The 16,121-nt window shown below is 62.4% G+C and carries 9 protein-coding genes; 5 read left to right on the plus strand and 4 right to left on the minus strand.

Annotated elements, in window-relative coordinates; all coding sequences use genetic code 11:
- Positions 1-209 precede the first annotated feature (209 nt).
- A complete protein-coding gene (gene fdxA, locus EK23_RS15730) occupies positions 210-533 on the plus strand; it encodes a ferredoxin FdxA (protein WP_045226351.1) in 324 nt (107 codons plus the stop codon).
- Between the two features lie 89 nt (positions 534-622).
- Complete coding sequence (gene cysB / locus EK23_RS15735) at positions 623-1,597, plus strand: HTH-type transcriptional regulator CysB (protein ID WP_045226352.1); 975 nt, start codon at positions 623-625, stop codon at positions 1,595-1,597.
- A gap of 73 nt (positions 1,598-1,670) precedes the next feature.
- Here the strand turns inward: cysB and EK23_RS15740 are convergent, their stop codons facing one another.
- The 4 genes from EK23_RS15740 to EK23_RS15755 all read right to left on the minus strand — a co-directional run bounded on the left by EK23_RS15740 (position 1,671) and on the right by EK23_RS15755 (position 10,955).
- Positions 1,671-2,606 (minus strand): hypothetical protein, encoded by a 936-nt coding sequence (locus EK23_RS15740; RefSeq protein WP_045226353.1) that lies wholly within the window; start codon positions 2,604-2,606, stop codon positions 1,671-1,673.
- A 94-nt stretch (positions 2,607-2,700) separates the two neighbouring features.
- Positions 2,701-3,162 (minus strand): hypothetical protein, encoded by a 462-nt coding sequence (locus tag EK23_RS15745; RefSeq protein ID WP_045226354.1) that lies wholly within the window; start codon positions 3,160-3,162, stop codon positions 2,701-2,703.
- 65 nt (positions 3,163-3,227) lie between these two features.
- Entirely contained in the window at positions 3,228-8,366 is a 5,139-nt protein-coding gene (locus EK23_RS15750) for a cupredoxin domain-containing protein (protein ID WP_052808245.1), read from the minus strand.
- Positions 8,367-9,023: 657 nt separating this feature from the next.
- Positions 9,024-10,955 carry a hypothetical protein gene (locus tag EK23_RS15755; RefSeq protein ID WP_045226355.1) on the minus strand — a complete coding sequence of 644 codons (1,932 nt, stop codon included), beginning with the start codon at positions 10,953-10,955 and terminating at the stop codon, positions 9,024-9,026.
- 188 nt (positions 10,956-11,143) lie between these two features.
- On the opposite strand from EK23_RS15755, the gene corA reads away from it, so the two are divergent.
- The 3 genes from corA (at position 11,144) to EK23_RS15770 (ending at position 16,116) form a co-directional block, all read left to right on the plus strand.
- Positions 11,144-12,163, plus strand: a complete 1,020-nt coding sequence (gene corA, locus EK23_RS15760) for a magnesium/cobalt transporter CorA (protein ID WP_200892174.1) — start codon at positions 11,144-11,146, stop codon at positions 12,161-12,163.
- A gap of 92 nt (positions 12,164-12,255) precedes the next feature.
- Positions 12,256-13,806 carry an OpgD/OpgG family glucan biosynthesis protein gene (locus EK23_RS15765; RefSeq protein ID WP_045226357.1) on the plus strand — a complete coding sequence of 517 codons (1,551 nt, stop codon included), beginning with the start codon at positions 12,256-12,258 and terminating at the stop codon, positions 13,804-13,806.
- A 174-nt stretch (positions 13,807-13,980) separates the two neighbouring features.
- Positions 13,981-16,116, plus strand: coding sequence for a dihydrolipoyl dehydrogenase family protein (locus EK23_RS15770; protein ID WP_045226358.1), 2,136 nt, complete (start codon positions 13,981-13,983; stop codon positions 16,114-16,116).
- The last annotated feature ends 5 nt before the right edge of the window (positions 16,117-16,121 follow it).

The raw sequence follows: 16,121 nt of genomic DNA on the forward strand, positions 1-16,121 counted from the left end.
CAGCGGCCTTCGGCGGACGCTGCAGAATTCCGCTGAGAGGTGGGCGTCGGCGCATTCGTGTCCGATTCAGGCGGTGTGTCCCTGAACCACGGGAGTAGCGCGAGCGCGGTTTCCCGGCGGGTGATTATTCCTGGAAGGACGCCTCAATCACTCGTGGGCGTTTGGCATTTTTCACTTCCAGATAACAAAACCCAACAGGATTCAAAGAGATGACGTTCGTAGTGACCGAAAATTGCATCAAGTGCAAATACACCGACTGTGTGGACGTATGCCCGGTCGACTGCTTTCACGAAGGTCCGAACTTCCTGGTGATCGATCCCGACGAGTGCATCGACTGTACCCTGTGTGAGCCGGAATGCCCGGCCAACGCCATTTACTCAGAGGACGAAGTGCCGGCAGGCATGGAGCAATTCATTCAGCTCAATGCCGAGCTTTCCAAAACGTGGCCGAGCATCACCGAAGTCAAGGATGCTCTGCCTGACGCGGACGAGTGGAAGGGCAAGCCGGACAAATTGCAGCACCTGCAGAAATAGCCCACGCGCGGCAAAACAGCAACCGCGGGTGGTTCCCGCGGTTCCTTTGCAAGCGCCGGTGCCGGCCCGGCGTCCGCGATTGGAACAACATGAAACTCCAGCAGCTTCGCTACATCTGGGAGATCTCACAGCACGAGCTCAATGTGTCTGCCACGGCGGACAGCCTGTTCACCTCCCAGCCCGGCATCAGTAAACAGGTCCGCCAGCTCGAGGACGAGCTGGGAATGCGCATCTTCGCCCGCAACGGCAAGCACCTGACCGAAGTCACCGAGGCTGGCAAGCAGATCATCGCGCTGGCCGGCGAGATTCTGGGCAAGGTCCAGGATATTCGCCATATTGCGCAGGAGCACAAGAACGACAAGATTGGCGCGCTGTCCATCGCCACGACGCACACCCAGGCGCGTTACGCCCTGCCCGCCATCGTGCAGGAATTCATGCGCCGCTATCCCGGCATCAAGCTGAACATGCATCAGGGCACCCCCACGCAGATCGCGGAGCTGGCCTCCCGCGGCCTGGTCGACATGGCGATCGCCACGGAAGGCATGGAGTTGTTCGAAAACCTGGTGATGCTGCCCTGCTATGAATGGAACCGCTGTGTCCTGGTGCCGCGGGGCCACCCGCTGACGCTGGCCAAGGAGCTTCGTCTGGAGGATGTGGCCGCCTATCCCATCATCACGTACGTGTTCGGTTTCACGGGACGCTCACAACTGGACCAGGCTTTTGAAAAGCGGCGCATACATCCCCAGGTGGCCCTGACGGCGGTGGATGCGGACGTGATCAAGACCTACGTGCGCCTGGGGTTGGGGGTGGGCATCGTGGCGCGCATGGCCTACGACCCTGTTGCCGACCGCGACCTGGTGCCCTTGGACGCCGGTCACCTGTTTGGCCGCAGTGTCACCAAGATCGGCTTGCGCCGGGACATGTTCGTGCGCGGGTTCATCTTCGATTTCATTCAACTGTTTGCGCCCCACCTGAACCGTGAATTGGTGGAACAGGCTCTTGCCCTCCGCGAGAAACGCGATCTGGATAGCCTATTCCGCGATCTCGAACTGCCTGTGCGCTAGATGCAAGGCGCGGTGCAGCGTGTTCTCGCCAGGTCCGACGGTGGGGTCCTGGCGAATGGGCACGGTTCTCGATTTACCAGCTCATGTTCGCGCCGCCAGCCGCGTTGACGGTGATGAGGAAGGCCTGGTAGTTGTCGCCTTCGAAGAATGAGCCAGGTACGTCGATTTTGGCGTATTTCGTCCCTTTGCGGCAGAACTCGCGGCGGTAGCTGGTGTCCGCCGTGAGCGGATCGAACAGGGGCCCGAAATAACCCTGAACGCCTTCGACCCCGATGGACGCGCTGGCGTGGACGTTGGCGCCGTAGGCGCGTTCGATCTCGCCGCAGTAGCGGTAGTCCATGGCCACGACAAACGTGAGTGTGTGCCCCGTACTGTTGTCGATGTAGAGAAATCCTTTGGCGAATGCATCGCTGAGAGACTCGGCCGGCCCGTATTTCCGCTTGAGGGCAACTTCTCCCTCGGCTTTGGCGCTGACCCTGATGACTTCGTCGCCACCACAGGCGCCGCGGCGGCCCTTGCGCCAGTCATTATCGTCCCAGTCGTCTTTCTGGTAGCGCCAGGCGTAGGATGATCGGCCCCCGAGGCCAAGCGAGGCGCCGTAATTGCCAAAGAACAGGTTCTGGCCGTCGCCCAGGGGAAGGTCGTTAAGGTCTTGCCATTGGATGAGGCCTCCCGAGATGACCGCCGCGTGCGACTTGGCTTTTGCCTTTGCTTTGCCGCTCGCGAACTGAATCGGCTGGTTATCACCGCCAGGCAGCCAGTCATCGTCGAAATCCCCCTGCAAGGAGAGATACTCCGTATCGAATCGGGGATCACCGTAGGGGACGACGTATTCCTTGTATTCCCTCCCATCTTCTTTCTGCACCGTCTTAACGATGCTGATGATGCACACCCGCGCGTCCGCCTCGGCCTCGTACTCGGCCTCATCGCCGCCGGCTGTGGCTGAAACCGGGAGCGCCAATGCCGCTGCGCTTATCAAGGCGGCCATTCCCAGGTTTTGAGTTTTCATAAAACCTCCTTCATTGAACCAGAAGTAAAAAAATCGGTGACGAGCATACCGTCTCGGAATAGCCTTCCCTGGCGCCGGTCACATGCAACCCCCCTTACTGCAGCAAGGAGGTCCGGAATAGCCGGCCCCAGGGAAAGTTCGCTCCGATCTGGCATTGCCGCCGGGCAGTTCTGCGTGCCCGTGCGGCGACGGCCCGCAGGGTGGCGGGCGGGGTGGCGCTGGTGCGCAGCGTATTGAAATCCGCCTCGGTGATGATGCGGTTGGTCACCCGATCACGGTATGTATTGATCACGTCCAGCACGCAGGAACAGGTAAAGACATCCCGCGGGCGCGCCCGTGGCGCTGCATCCACCGCTCGGGTTTGGGTGACGCAGTCGCCGGTCCATTGATTGACGGTCGCCGCGCGGAAGCGCGCGTTGGTGCTCGGCACCGGCAGTTCGGCTTCCGCTGGCGTCACGGTTTCCTCCTGTTCGGCGGCCGGCGGGGGCGGCACGACTTCGGCTTGAGTGAGCGTCGAAAATAGCAGCGCCAGTAACAAGGTCGTCAGGTATCTCATGGCTGCATTACCTCGATGTCAGAATTCTCATGTTTCATGCTCCTAAAGGCTCATCAATGCCGGACTCATGGGTTGACGCGCAGGATGCCCCAGATGCCAGCGTCGAAACCGAAGGACGCCTGATCGCGGAACAGATAATCGCCGACGGCCCCTTCAGGCCCGCCCGCTTGCCCAAGCACCATGTTGAAATGATTGGCGGGCCCATGTCCGGCTTGAGCCCCGTACCATTCACTGGTCGGGTTTGTGCCAATGGCTGCCGAACCGACACTGCCTGAAGCTACATAAGGTGCTTCGGACCAGGCGTGGCCATGGACCTGGAATGCGTGGTTGCGCGGGTGACCTCCCGGCTGAAGGACGCGGAAACGCACTTCCTGCCCTCGGATGGCTGTGAAAACCGGTGTTTGCGGATCGTTGTTGCCGGTAATGCTGTTATGCAGCACGTCGCTGAGTTCTTCATCGTTGTTCAGCTCGAAAGCCCTGGCAGGGGTATAGCCGCGGCGGAACCAGAGGGGTTCGCTGCGGTAATTCACCGCCTTGTTGCCGGAGTCCTCCGCATCGTCGGAAACCAGGGAGGGAATCGGGAAGCCGGTGGCGTCTCGCAGCTGGATATCGTCCTGCATCAGGACCACCAGGTCGCGGAAGCTTCCCGCGTTGTTGGGTTTGGTGACGGTGGCCGCCGTGCGGGTGCTGGTGTCGGTCACCCAGGTCGACCCATACGGTTCAACGATAAGGGCGCCGATCAGTCCCTTGTGCGAGTGCTTGATGGGCTCGGCTGGCATCAAATTGGTGGCGCCGAACTCGACCGGGGTTGCTACCAGCTGATTGCTGCCGTTGACCGCAAGATGACCGGCATACCAGCGGTACTTGAACGCCCGGTTGGGGCCCGCGGTCTGCGTGGCATACTGGTTCTTGCCCACATTCACGCCGTTGTAGCGCCCTACGTCGAAGGCAAGCAGCTGCGGGTGAAGGCCCACATTGACCGAGGTATTGACTTCATTCAAGTTGAAGCCTTCCACGATCATGGGCGCCAGATTGTGGGCGTCTGGGTCCGTCAGGCTCGTCGGCAGGGTGTTGCGGAGCGTGACCTCGACGCAGTCTCCCGCCGCCGCCCGAAGGATCAGGGGCTCAATGGGCGCGTTGGATTTCAGGCGATACTGGTAGCTGCTTCCGACTTGCACGACCTCCACGTCTTCTTCCAGCGCGAGGACCAGGGCATAGGGGTCGTGCAGCGGGCCGGGATGTCCAGGAAAATTGCCGACGCGGTTGTTGTAGACCAGGCTGCGCTGTCCGCCCAGTGCCGTAACCTGGGGCAGGGCGGTGTTGGCGGCGAGGGCGTAAACCATGTAGCTCCGCAGGTTGGCGCCCACCGGACAGACGCCATTGAAGCTGGACGCATTGGTGACCTTGGACTGATAGCTGCCCGAGGCCGGCACAGCGTTGTTGGGCAGCTGCTTAAGGTCCGTCTGAGCCTTGTCGTAGGCGCGCATGATGCCCCAGACACCATTCCAGAAGCCGTCGGTGGATGAATCGACGGTGTACAGATAATCCTGGAACTGGGCGGCTGTCACCCCTGTCTCGGTAGGGACGATGGAGCCCAGGAACTCGAAGTGCTCGGAAATGCCATTCATCTTGGCATTCCGCCAGCCGGAGTTGGGGTCGTTGGGCTGGTCCAGCCACTTGATGCCGTGAATCGTGGTGATATGGCCTTCCTCCTGGCCTCCGACCAGTGTCCGGATCTGGATCTTGTCGTTCTTGTAGGCGCGCAGCAGCGGCGTGAAGGGGTCTCCCGGCAAGGCCCCGGCGCGAGCCGGGTAGAATGAAGGCTGTGAATTCAGGGCCGTGATGGGACGGGTTACGTCAGAGCGCAGGGCGAAGGACAAATCGCCCGCCGTGCCGCTGGCCTGGGCGCAACTGGTGGTGGTCGCGCCAGTTATTCCGCAGTTGGCATTCTGCAGGATGCGCAGGGCGAGGGGCTCGTTGCGGTAATTGACGGTGAATGTGCCGGTGTCGGCCGCCGAGATGGCTTCCGGACAGGGAGGTTGGCCGCCGCCCGGGCACTCCGCCAGTTTCTCCACCAGCAAAGGCAGCTGCGGATTGGTTTCCTCCTTGGCGGGGGGATTGATCACGTTGACCGGATCGGGAACAGGATTCTGCCAAGTGCCGCCAGCTCCGGCCTTGTAGGCCGGCTGGAAGTCGGACATTTCCAGCAGAAACTCGCGGTAGCTGTTGCTCGAAGGGTTTGTGTGGATATCCGCCCGCCAACTGGTGGGCCCGCCGTCGCCGCGGCTGCCGAGGGTAACGCCTGTTTCCGAGTCCTTCCAGGTCGAGCCGGTCGGCTCGATCACCAGGCCGGCATACAGGCCCGCTTGCTGATGGGTGGAGGGGCCATAATGGTCATGGGTGTAGACCGTGCGCAGGGTGCGGTCATAGCCCGAGTTGCCCACCACGGAATCGGCGTACCAGCGCTGGGCGATAATCTGCGCTCCCAGGGCCAGGGGTTGACCCTCCGCATCGGTGACGGCCAGACCACTAAACTCCGAGCTGGTGGTCGGAGACAGCGGCGTCGCCGCCGGATTGTGCGTGGCGTTATAGGCGTTGATGGCGTTGATGCGCTCCCGCACCTCCTGCGGGGCAAACCCGGCGTCCTCATAGTTCCAGCCGTTGCCTGCTCCATCCGAAGCAGTCACGTCGAACTTCACCAGGTGGATATGCTGCCCGGTGATGTCCGTGGGGGTGCGAACCTGGAAGTCGTCCAGCTTGTATTCCTTGGGCAGCAGGTTGGCCAACTGATAGGTGATGCAGTCGCCGCTGTTAGCGCGGAAGAACAGGGGCTCCGGTGCCTTGGTGCCGTTGACGAAGGCCGCGACGTCCTGGAACAGGGACAGCATGCGGCTCTGAGGGAAATGCCAGCCGAGTTTGTTCAACTTCATGTCCAACTGTATGTGCGCGCCCTTGTAGGTTCTGGGCGTGCCTACGCCGGCGCCCTGGTCGTTCACGCAGGGGTCCGCGTATGGAGCGCCTGGCGCCCTTGGGCGCCCGTTGGTCACGAATTTCAGCGCGCTGCCCTCAGGGGTGAAGGAGTCGTGCACGCGCAGCTCGTGGAAATCCATGGCCACGTCCTCGATAGCCGTGCCTACCTCAGGCAGCCATGCGACTTGGAGCGTCTCGCTCTCCTTGCTCATGTCCAAGGGCCCAAGTGGGGGTGCGAGGGATTCGCCGCCCAGCACCACATGGCGCGGCAGCCCCCCGTCGAACAAGGTATCCAGGGGCGGATGGGGCGGGCGGTGTCCCGCCACGCCCGGAATGAAGAAGGGGTAGCCCGGGTTCTTGTGCGCTGCGACCGCCGCGGCCAGATCGTTCTCCTTGATCTGGCCGGTGGCCGGGTCGATGCTCACGACCGCCGGCATGGGGGCCATGGCGAGTGTCGGGATCGGAACCAGGGCGGGAATGGGAGTTCCGCTCTTGATCTCGTTGTCCGGCAAGGCGCGTGACTGGGCGGCGGGTTTGCCGTCGGCTAGCTCGTAAGGAGCCGTGTGGAAGCTGCCCCCACTCACTTCGAGCCGCGTTCCTGCTTCGAAGGTGTCGTGCACCCGCCACAGGGCCCACATGCCCTGGGCGAAGTGCGGGTAGAAGTGGCAGTGGAAGATGGAGTCGCCCACGGTCTGGTTGCGGTTGCCGCTGCCGTTATAGGTGATCTCATAGTTGTAGTGGCTGCCTGGCCCCACCGCCTGGCTGTCCATGTAAGCGGAGCCGTCGCTGTCCGGCGTGTACAGCCATTGATGGGCATGCAGATGAAAAATGTGGTGTTCCTTCGGCCCCGCATGAATATTGCGGAACTTGACGTGATCGCCCAGATAGCTGTGATGAACGTTGGAAGGATCGTCCGGGTAGAAAGCCTTGGTAGCTTTGGCCCCGAACAGCGCGGAATGAGAGGCGATGAAGCCGCTCGGGGAATGGTCATTGGCCTGTGCCGGAGTCATCTCGTAAAGCCCTTCGCTGGCGGGCACATCCACCACCATGGCCGGATCTCCCACGGCCCAGGATGTCAGGAAGAACTCCTCGTACTTGCACTCGTTGCAGTCTTTCATGGGGCCGACGCCCAGGCGGTTGGCCAGGACCTCCGAACCCGCGCCGCCGACGCCGTAGTTGATGGCGAAGCCGTCGCGCACACTATGCAGGGTGTGGGAAAGTACCGGATCTTCGTACAGGGCGTTGAACGCCTGGATGGCCTTGATTTCATCGTGGAAGATCACCGTGAATTCACGGAAAGGCTCTTCCCGGGGGCGGCTGGCCTTCGCGCCTGGGGCCTGGGCAACTGTCTTGTTTGGCTCTGAAACCGGGTTGGCCGGATAGTCATAGATCAGATTGCCCCGGTTTGGTCCGGTGATGACGGCGTTGAGGTCGGAGTGGACGATCTCGCTGCCGCTCAGCATGTTGACGATGGGCAGCCCCGATTTTCCTTCCTGGCTCCAGGGACTGCCGGCGGGATAAAGCGCCCCGTAATTGATCTGGGGATGTCCGTCGCCCATGCTTCCCGTGGAGGCCAGGCGCATCTCCTCCTCATTCAACTGGCTGCGATACCACTCCGAACCTGCGGGTTCCACGTTGACGGCGCCGAACAGTCCAAGAGCCAATCCGGCCCCGTTGCCTTCGCCGCCTGTGGTGGCCGCGGTGCTGTACAGGAGGTAGCCGCCCTCTCTCTCCGCGTACAGCGTGTAGGTGGCTGCCTGGCCGGGGGTCACCAGGCTGCTGTTATTTTTGCCTACGTTGGAGCCGTCCGAGTCGATCCCGCCAACCAGCGGTAAGCCGATGACGTGGACCGAGGCGGAGCGCGTGGCGGGCTGGTTGTCCAGAGGGGACGGCGCTAATAGGTTGGTGAAATGAATCTCCAGGCAGTCCCCCACGTTGGCGCGCAGCACCAGCGGGCGGGGTCTTTTGTCGGCGCGCAGGCGGACATGGCCAGGAATCGCCGCGCCCCCGGCGGACAATGGGAGCCCGGCATCGTCGACTACGTCACGCTTGAGTGCGTAGATCATGCCGGCCGGGTTGAAGGCACCCAGGCGGTTGTAGCTGAAAACCTGGTCCAGCGCTACAACATTGGCGGTGATGGTCCGGGCGCAGCTGACGGCGGCGGTGGCGGGGGCTGCGGCAGTGCTCAGCAGCAGGGCCAGGAGGGTGGCAGCACAAGGAACTCGGTCAATCACGGACGTATCCTCTTCATCAAAAATGGAGCACGCACGAAACAATGGCTTACCCCTCGCCACGTGGGACGGCGGGCGCGCCAGAAGAAGCTTTTGGATGCACACGGCCTATCCAAAAACGTGCCATGGCCCGTTTTGTGAGTTGATTCTGTCGTTTATCGGCGACGCTTGCTGTTCGGGTGGGTGGAGCGAGGATGTGCTGTAAAGAAAACTTTACAGGTGAGTGGTCTTAGTTTGGTGTTGGTAATTTCCGCAAATGCAGCTCGCGTGGTCGAGAAATAGTCAATAAGGGTGGTTACTTAGGTGATGAGACCGGCCTGGTTAATTCGTGTCGGCAGAGGAAGTTTCGATTGGAAACGACCGGACACTATGTCACAAAAATGATACGGTTAAGCCTGGGATAACGGGGATGAGTTGGGGGAAGGCTAAGCAATATACCTAATACTGTGATGGCGGCCAGGAGCGCCGGGACCCATTTTCCCTAACGTTCATGGGTTTATGAAATGCCCATAATGCCAGGAATTGCCGGGAGCGCGTGTGCGGGCGGAGTTTGGAACGCTTTTGCCATATGTCACAATAATGTGACATATAAGAAAAATTCATGGGAATAGCTTAGGGAGAAGCAGGCTGCGCGCAATCAGCCGGGCTGATCAGGAGAGATCACTTGGTGCCTGGAAGAACTTTCAGTGACCAGGGAGGGAGTGCGGAGAAGTCCACCTTAAGGGATGGAGCGCGCAACATCAGTAGGTAGTTTCCGGGGGTCGAAGGGCGCAGTTGCGCTTCATACATACCGTTCGCAGCCTCGGCCAGTAGCGTGCGATGTTGGGCAAGCCCAGGCGGCTGAAAGCTCAACAGTTCCAGATCGCGAATTCCGGTAAGCGCGCGGCCGGTGACGCCATCGGTGGCCTTTACCCGGACGGGGATCGTGTCACCCAATTGAATCTGACGTGTATGCATGACGAATTCCAGGCGCGGTTTGGGCGGCGGAGCTTCGGGTGCGGGGTTAGCGCTCACGGCCACCTCGAAGCAGTGCCACGTGCGGGGCTTGGGTACTAGCACGGCGACCTGATAGGTGCCGGCGGCGGGCGGCGTGACGATGCCGGCGTACTCGCCCGGGGCAGCTTCCTGGAGGCTGCGGTCCAGCACGACGACACCGCGCGGGGCGGCACCCTTCACCGCGAAATTGCCCTGCGGGGCGTTCATGCCTTCGCTGAAAAAATAAACGCTGCGGTCGCTCGCGTTGCTGACGAGCACGGAATTGCCTTCGGGCGTCACCGCCATGGCAGCCTGCGACTGCAGGTCCGGGGATTGTGCTGGCGGGGCGCTGCCGCCGGCGATGGAGGTTTGCGGGAGTTCCCCGTTCTGGTCCAGCCGGTCCAGCGGGATGGCCGTGAATCGCTCGGACCCGCCACCCCGGATGAACGCCATGGTTTGCGAGAAAATGATTTGATACGGGAGGGCCGGCGTGTCGAAGCGATGACGAATCGTCTGGGACGATGCGTCAAGGACATAGCCTTGGCTTTGCTTGTAGTTGAGGATGAAGCCCCAGCGACCCTCGGCGGTGATGCGCAGCATGCGAAGTCCCGGCTCCAGTTCGGCGACCCGCCGGATCGACGTCTTGCTCGGGTCCAGCGCGTACACGCCGCCGTTACCGGAATCGATCACAAAAAAGGCGCTGGCGAGTCGGGAGTAGGCCACGTCGACAGGGCTTTGGCCTGCTGGCAGCCGCTTGATCTCGCGTTGCCTATGCAGATCGATCAGGCTGACCGTGCCATCCCCGGAACCGGTGACGGCGGCGTAGCGTGCGCGATCATCGAAGGCGATCCGGTGTGTGCCAGGGCCAGTGGCATAGCGCGCGAGCACTTTTCCGGCAGCGGGGTCCAGCACCGTGACGCCGCCGCTCTTGTCTTCCGTATCGTTGGCGACCCAGAGGACGGGGCGGTCCGGTTGCCAGACCAGTTGCCGGGGGGCGGAGCCGGCGGCCAGGCTTCCTGCCACTTTCCAGGTGGCGGTATCGAGCACCGTGACGCGGTTGGCCCCAGGCGTACTGATCAAGACCTGCTTGCGGTCGGCGCTGATCACGGCGTCCTCGGCGCGCGCCGGGAGTCCCGGCATGGCCAGCGTGTTCTGGCCGCCATAGCCGCCCAAGGGATCGATCACCGTGAGGTTGGGAGAGTCGTTGAGGGTCAGTATGTACCAGGCGTTGAGGCTGATGTCGGGCCGGTAGGCCATGACCCCTTGCAGGTAGGATTGAATGCGGTCCTTGCAGACCAGCCCTTCGGCGCCCGGCTTGACCTGATCCATCCAGCCGGCCAGGGTGAGTCCCCTGAGCGGCTTGCCTGTGGCGGCATCTTCGAGCCGGAATTCAATCCTTGCTTCGGCTCCTGCTTGGAGTGCTCTCACGCCGGCATCCTGGAGCGGTACCGCCCGAAATGCCAGAGTGACGCCATCTTTTGTGACTTTCTGACCATAGTCGCCGGCCTTGGCGACGGCTGCGGCGGCGGCGAGACACAGGGCCGCCCAGGCGACCAGGGATGGCCGCAGGTTGGCACGGGGCAAGCCGCGGGGACTCATGGAAGATCGGGTCTGCATGCTCGCTCGAGATAGGTTGTCACCGCCATGATTCAATACCATCGCATGAATTCGCACACGGAGGTAGTGCCGCGCGCTTCGATTTGAACGCCGAAGGTAGGCAGTTCGGCGAGGGTCTGAGAAAATCCGGGGCTTAGCCGGTATCGGGCGGTCTGCCCCTCCCGGCTCAGCATAAAAAGGGACATCGAATGAATGTAAGCACGCTACGCGCGACTTTTCTCCCGCCCGAGCAGCATGAGGCGATGATCATGAAATGCGTCGCCTATACGGCGGGGCGCCGGGTGGCCGAGATCAGGCTGGAAGATATCAGCGAACTGCTGAAACGGCCTGACACCTTTGTCTGGCTGGGGTTGCGGGAGCCTGACCCCGCCATGCTGCAGAAGATCCAGGAGGAATTTTCCCTGCACGAACTGGCGGTGGAAGATACCCGTTCCGCCCATCAGCGGCCCAAGCTGGAAGAATACGGTGATACCCTGTTCCTGGTATTCCGGACTGCGGAATACGTCGATGACTGTGTGCAGATAGGCGAATCGCACGCGTTTGTCGGGCCGAATTTTCTGGTGACGGTGCGTCACGCCAACTCGCCCGGTTACAGCCGCGTGCGCGAACGCTGCGAGAGCATGCCCAAGAGCCTGGCGCATGGGCCGGGATTTGCCTTGTATTCGGTGATGGACTTCATCGTGGACAATTACATGCCGGTGGCGGATGCCTTGCGCCAGCGCCTGGAAAGCGTCGAGGAGGACATTTTCATGCGGAGGCCAAACCGGGCGATCCTGGAAGACCTGTATGAACTGAAGCGCGAAATGCTGCAGTTGCGCGACGCGGTTTCGCCGCTGCTGGATATCAGCAACGAACTCATGCGCTCCCATGGCAAGATCGTGCCCAAGGAGATTCGCTTCTATTACCGGGACGTGCACGATCATGTCAGGCGAATCAGCCAGGCCCTGGACAGCATGCGCGAGATGCTGACCACCGCCATGCAGGTGCATCTGGCACTGATAACCGTCGGGCAGAACGAGATCGTGAAGCGCCTGGCGGGTTGGGGGGCCATCCTGGCCATTCCCACTATGGTATTCAGCCTGTATGGCATGAATTTCAAGGTGATGCCCGAGCTGGATTGGACCTACAGCTATCCTGTCACGCTCTGCGTCGTTGCCGTGGCATGCCTGTGGCTTTACCGCCGGCTGAAATTTTTCGGGTGGTTGTAACGGGTAGCCGGCCCTTCGGGTCACGGCTTCGTGCCCCCGGTGCAATGCCCATTTCCTTCCTCGGATCGACACGGTAGGTATAATCGGTGGCCATGAACAGACGTCAAATTCTGCAGCGCTCCATTCCGCTCGCCTTTCTTGCGGCGCTTCTCTACGGCGTCATGGCAACCGGCGCCTTCGCCAAGGATGATGACGACGGCATGGCCTTCAGCCGCGAGTGGCTGCGGCTGCAGGCGCAGATGCTCGCCCAGTCGCCCTATGTCGCGCCGGATTCCAGGCTCCCCGCCTGGATTGCCAACCTGGATTGGGACGCCTATCAGTCCATCCGCTTTAAAGCCGATGAATCCCTGTGGAAGGAGGACAATCTGCCGTTCCAGGCGCGCCTGTTCCACCTGGGGCTTTTTTTCAAGCACCCGATCAAGATCAACGAGGTGGTGGACGGCATTGCCCGGCCCGTCCACTATTCGCCGGAACTGTTCGAGTTCGGCAGCAAGCTGAAAGTGCCGAAAAAGCCCGGTGACCTGGGATTCGCGGGCTTCCGAGTGCATGCCAAGGAGGACTTCGAGCGCGATATGTTCGCCTTCCTCGGCGCCAGTTATTTCCGCGCCGTGGGGCGCACCAAGCAGTACGGGCTGTCGGCGCGGGGACTGGCCGTCGACACGGGGTTGAACCGCCCAGAGGAATTCCCGGAGTTCACCACGTTCTGGCTGGAGCGTCCCAAGGCCGATTCGGACTCGGTGACCCTCCATGCCCTGATGGACAGCCGCAGTGTCACCGGCGCCTACACCTTCGTGGTGAGCCCCGGCGACACCACCGTCATGCAGGTGGAGTCCCATCTGTTTCCGCGCAAGGCCATCGAGCGCATCGGCATCGCCCCGCTCACCGCCATGTTCCAGCACGGCGAGAACGACAAGCGCATGAGCGACGATTTCCGCCCCGAGATCCATGATTCCGACGGCCTGGCCCTTTGGACCGGAAACAACGAATGGATCTGGCGGCCCCTGGTGAACCCGCCCCATATGCACGTCAATTCCTTCTACGACGAGAACCCGCGCGGCTTCGGCTTGTTGCAGCGCGACCGTGACTTCGATCACTACCAGGACGACGGCGCCTATTACGATCGCAGACCCTCCTTGTGGATCGAACCGATCGGGGCCTGGGGTCCGGGATCGGTGCAACTGATCGAGATACCCACGGCGGACGAGACCTTCGACAATATCGTCGCCTTCTGGAACCCGGCAGCGCCGGTCGTGCCCGGTCAGGAGCTGAGCTTCCAGTACCGGATGTTCTGGGGTTCCACGCCGCCGCGGCAGTCCAGCGCGGCGCAGGTCATCAGCACCCGCATCGGCGTCGGCGGCATTCCCGGCCAGAAGAAGACTATTCCTGCGCGCAAGTTCGTCGTCGATTTCAGTGGTGGCCGTCTGGAACAACTGGGCAAGGATGCCAAGGTGGTGCCGGTGATCTCCGCATCGCACGGCACGATAACCGCGGAGGCGGCCCGTCCAATCAAGGAACTCAACGGCTGGCGCTGCAACTTTGACCTGATTCCCGACGGGCGCGAGCCGGTGAATTTGCGCCTATACCTCAAGGACGAGCAAGGCGCGCTCACGGAAACCTGGCTTTATCAGTGGACGCCGAACTGAGCCTGGCGCATTCTTGATGCTCGTGGCCAGTCTGATGTGAGGCGAAGCGGAGGGAGGAAGGAGATCAGGATTTCGGGTCGGCGAGGGATCGTGCGGAGAACAGAGACCTCGCATCCACCGACCGGCTGAACCACCGGCCAGGCGAAGGCGGTGCGTTTTCAGTAGGGAGGGGATATGAAACATGCTCGACTGATTTTGGCCGCCTCCATGTTGCTGGGGGTGCTGCTGTTCTTCGCCTTTGGCCTGCAGCGGTACTTCTCCCTGGAAGCACTGAAGGCGCAGTACGGGGATTTGGCCGGCTTTCGCAGCACCCAGCCCTGGGCGGCGGCCGGGCTTTACGTGCTCATCTACATTCTGGTCACCGGCCTGTCCTTGCCGGGCGCCGCGGTGCTGACCCTGGCGGGCGGGGCCCTGTTCGGCCTGCTGTGGGGGACCGTCATCGTCTCCTTCGCCTCTACCATCGGGGCGACCCTGGCCTTCCTGCTCGCGCGCTTCCTGTTTCGCGACTGGGTCAAGAACCGCTTTCCACGCCAATTTGCTGCGGTCGACGCCGGAATAGTGCGCGATGGCGCCTTCTACCTGCTTGCCCTGCGCCTGGTGCCGGCGGTGCCGTTTTTTCTGGTCAACCTGCTGGTCCCGTTGACGGCCTTGCCGGCACGCACCTTCTTCTGGGTCAGCCAGGTGGGCATGCTGCCGGGCACCCTGGTGTACGTCAATGCCGGCACCCAACTGGGGAAGCTCGATTCGCTCTCGGGCGTGCTATCGCCTGGACTGCTGGCGTCATTTACGCTCTTGGGCGTGTTTCCCCTACTGGCGCGGCGGCTCCTGGACCTGCTCAAGGCGCGCCGGGCCTACGCGCCTTGGCCCAAGCCGAAGCGCTTCGATCGCAATCTGCTGGTGATCGGCGCCGGCTCGGCGGGCTTGGTCGCATCCAACGTGGCGGCCAGCCTCGGGGCGAAAGTGACCCTGGTCGAAGAGGATCGCATGGGCGGTGACTGCCTCAACACCGGCTGTGTGCCCTCCAAGGCGCTGATCCGCTCTTCCCGGGTGCTGAGCCTGGCGCGCCGGGGCGCCGAATTCGGGTTGGACGTGGCCGAGCCGCGCGCGGATTTTCCCAGGATCATGGCAAGGCTGAGGCAGGTGATCGCGCAGATCGCACCCAATGACTCCGTGGAGCGCTATAAGGGGCTGGGTGTCGAAGTGATCCAGGGCCGGGCGCGGCTGGTGTCGCCCTGGGAAGTCGCGATCGTCTCCGAGGCCGGCGAAAGACATCTGACCGCCCGAAGCATCGTCATTGCCACCGGCGCCCGGCCCAGGGTGCCGGATATTCCGGGCCTGGATGCAGTCGCCTACCTGACCACGGATACGGTGTGGAACCTGGAGGCTTTGCCCGAGCACCTGGTGGTGCTGGGCGGCGGTCCGGTGGGGTGCGAACTGGCCCAGTGTTTTGCGCGCCTGGGGTCCCGGGTGACGCTCGTCGAGACGCTGCCACAGTTGCTTGCCCGAGAGGATGCTGACGTTGCTGATGGGCTCGCGAAGGCGCTGCGAGGCGACGGCGTGGACCTGCGTCTGGGGCATCGCGCGGTGGCCGTCGAGGGCGAAGGCAAGCGTGTGGTGATTGAAGGAGATGGCGAGCAGGTGAGCGTGCCATTTGACCACTTGCTGGTTGCCCTAGGGCGTGAGCCACGACTGGAGGGTCTGGGGCTCGAGGAACTGGGGCTGCTTGGAGAGGAAGGCGGGCTGTGCGACGAACGGATGCAGACCCGGTTTCCGAACATCTATGTCTGCGGCGATGCGGCGGGCCCGTTTCAGTTCACCCATGTGGCCGGTCATCAGGCCTGGCATGCGGCTTTCAATGCCCTGTTGGGGGATTGGTGGAAACTGCGGGTGGATTATGGGGTCATCCCCTGGGCCACGTTCTGTGATCCGGAGGTCGCGCGGGTCGGACTCAACGAGCGGGAGGCGAAATCCAAAGGCCTCGCCTACGAGTTGACCTGTCTGCCCATGCTGGATGTGGACCGCGCTGTGGCCGAGGGTGAAACCCAGGGCTTCATCAAAGTGCTGACGCCCCCCGGCAGCGACCGCATCCTGGGCGCCAGCATCGTCGGCCCGCGCGCCGGCGATCTGATCACGGAATTTACCCTGGCCATGCGGCACGGCCTGGGCTTGCGCAAGCTGCTCGCCACCATTCACGTGTATCCCAGCTACGCGGGCGCGGTTCAGCAGGTGGCCGCCCAATGGCGGCGGGCCCATACCCCCGGCGCAGCGCGACGCTGGCTGGAGCGCTATCTGCAGGGGCGCCTGGGGTGAATGTT

The organism is Methyloterricola oryzae (assembly GCF_000934725.1).
Lineage (GTDB): Bacteria > Pseudomonadota > Gammaproteobacteria > Methylococcales > Methylococcaceae > Methyloterricola > Methyloterricola oryzae.

Excerpts from the sequence above, each read along its gene's own strand:
- fdxA (WP_045226351.1), top strand. The coding sequence starts at position 210 with ATGACGTTCGTAGTGACCGAAAATTGCATCAAGTGCAAATACACCGAC.
- cysB (WP_045226352.1), top strand. The coding sequence starts at position 623 with ATGAAACTCCAGCAGCTTCGCTACATCTGGGAGATCTCACAGCACGAG.
- EK23_RS15740 (WP_045226353.1), bottom strand. The coding sequence starts at position 2,606 with ATGAAAACTCAAAACCTGGGAATGGCCGCCTTGATAAGCGCAGCGGCA.
- EK23_RS15745 (WP_045226354.1), bottom strand. The coding sequence starts at position 3,162 with ATGAGATACCTGACGACCTTGTTACTGGCGCTGCTATTTTCGACGCTC.
- EK23_RS15755 (WP_045226355.1), bottom strand. The coding sequence starts at position 10,955 with ATGCAGACCCGATCTTCCATGAGTCCCCGCGGCTTGCCCCGTGCCAAC.
- corA (WP_200892174.1), top strand. The coding sequence starts at position 11,144 with ATGAATGTAAGCACGCTACGCGCGACTTTTCTCCCGCCCGAGCAGCAT.
- EK23_RS15765 (WP_045226357.1), top strand. The coding sequence starts at position 12,256 with ATGAACAGACGTCAAATTCTGCAGCGCTCCATTCCGCTCGCCTTTCTT.
- EK23_RS15770 (WP_045226358.1), top strand. The coding sequence starts at position 13,981 with ATGAAACATGCTCGACTGATTTTGGCCGCCTCCATGTTGCTGGGGGTG.